The organism is Streptomyces noursei, assembly GCF_001646665.1.
Lineage (GTDB): Bacteria > Actinomycetota > Actinomycetes > Streptomycetales > Streptomycetaceae > Streptomyces > Streptomyces lavendulocolor.
Genome location: NZ_LWBU01000370.1, coordinates 14,376 through 15,826, shown reverse-complemented (window position 1 = coordinate 15,826; position 1,451 = coordinate 14,376). Strand labels below are relative to the sequence as shown.

1 protein-coding gene is annotated in these 1,451 nt (G+C 76.2%); it reads right to left on the bottom strand.

The genetic code is table 11. The annotated features are described in order from the left end of the window. Window positions 1–162: 162 nt before the first annotated feature. The coding region (locus A4V12_RS27985) for an FUSC family protein (protein WP_234372355.1) at window positions 163–1,451 on the bottom strand (1,289 nt) is incomplete at its 5' end.

Sequence of the window (1,451 nt, the reverse complement as noted above, 5' to 3'; positions counted from 1 at the left end):
CCCGCCGATCCGTCGGGGCCCGACGCTAGCAGGTCTAGACCAAGTCGGGACGGGGTGATCGAATACCGGTACGGGGCGCCGCTCAGCGCGTACGGGGGACGGCACCGGTGCGGGCCCGCGACTCCGGGCCGGGCTCCGGGCCGGCCTCCGCGCCGCGCCGGGCTACGCGCCGATCAGGGGCTCGCGCGGGGAGGTGCGCAGGGGCGCGGCGAGTTCGGTGAGCGCCCGCTCCAGGCTGTGCAGGTGGGCGAGGGCGGGTTCGGCGACCGTGGCGACCACCGCGGGGACACCTCCCGCGTCGGCCGGCGCGGTACGGGCCTCCCGCGCCTTCTCCGGCGTGGTGAGCGCCTCGACGGCCGCCTCCACGCGCCAGCAGGCGGCTGCCAGCCGGGCGTCGTGCGACGCCTCGGGGTCGGCCGCGATGGAGGCGAGGCCCCGCACCTCGCGGGCGCAGGCGTCGAGCAGGGCGAGGACCTGCCGGGCCCGGGCCTTGCGGGCGCGCAGCGGACTCAGCGGGTGGACGAGCGGTGCCAGGGAGAGCCGCACCCGGCCGAGGAGCAGTTCCAGCTCGGCGACGTGCGGGGACGGGTCGGCGTCCGGGGCGCCGGACAGCCGCGCGGCCGCCCGCTCGGTGCAGACGTGCACGCAGCGCAGGGCGCGCTGGATCCAGGCGTCCGTGGTGGCGTGGGTGGTGACGGGCAGCACGAGGAGCACGGCCAGTACGGCGCCCAGGGCCCCGATGCCGGTCTCCAGCGCCCGCAGGGCGAGCAGGGCGGGGTCCAGTACGCCGAGGAGTCCGTAGAGGGCCCCGGCCATCAGCGTGACCGACAGCATCATCCAGGTGTACGAGACGGCCGCCGTGTAGAAGATGCCGAACACGCACACCGCGACCAGCACCGCCGTGGGCACGGGGGCGCCGTCCAGCGGGACGACGACCACCAGGCCGGCCGCGATGCCGATCAGGGTGCCGAGGACCCGGCGGAACCCGCGGACCAGGGTCTCGCCGCGCGAGGACGTGTTGACGAAGATCCACCACGTGGCGCCGACGGCCCAGTACCACCGCTCACCTGAGATCATCTGGCCGACGACCAGCGCCACGGCGCCGCCGACGGTCGCCTGGACGGCCTGGCGCGTGGTGGTACGGGCCAGGCCCCGCTCCTCGGCCGGTGCCACCTGCGCGGGCGGCGGGGGCATCCGCCGCTCGTAGCACCACAGGCCGAAGCGGACCGCCGAGGAGCAGAGCAGCGACAGGGCGACGGCCGCGTACAGCTCGGGCAGCTGGCCGGGCATCGTGCGCAGGAACTGCGTCACGAAGAACGTCATGAACGCGAAGACCCCGAGGGAGTGGCCCCGCGGTCCCCAGCGCCTGGCGTAGACACCGGCGCCCATGACGGCGAGGAAGGCCGCGTCCCGGGCCACCGGGTGGTCGTGCAGGACGGCGGCCGCGGCGA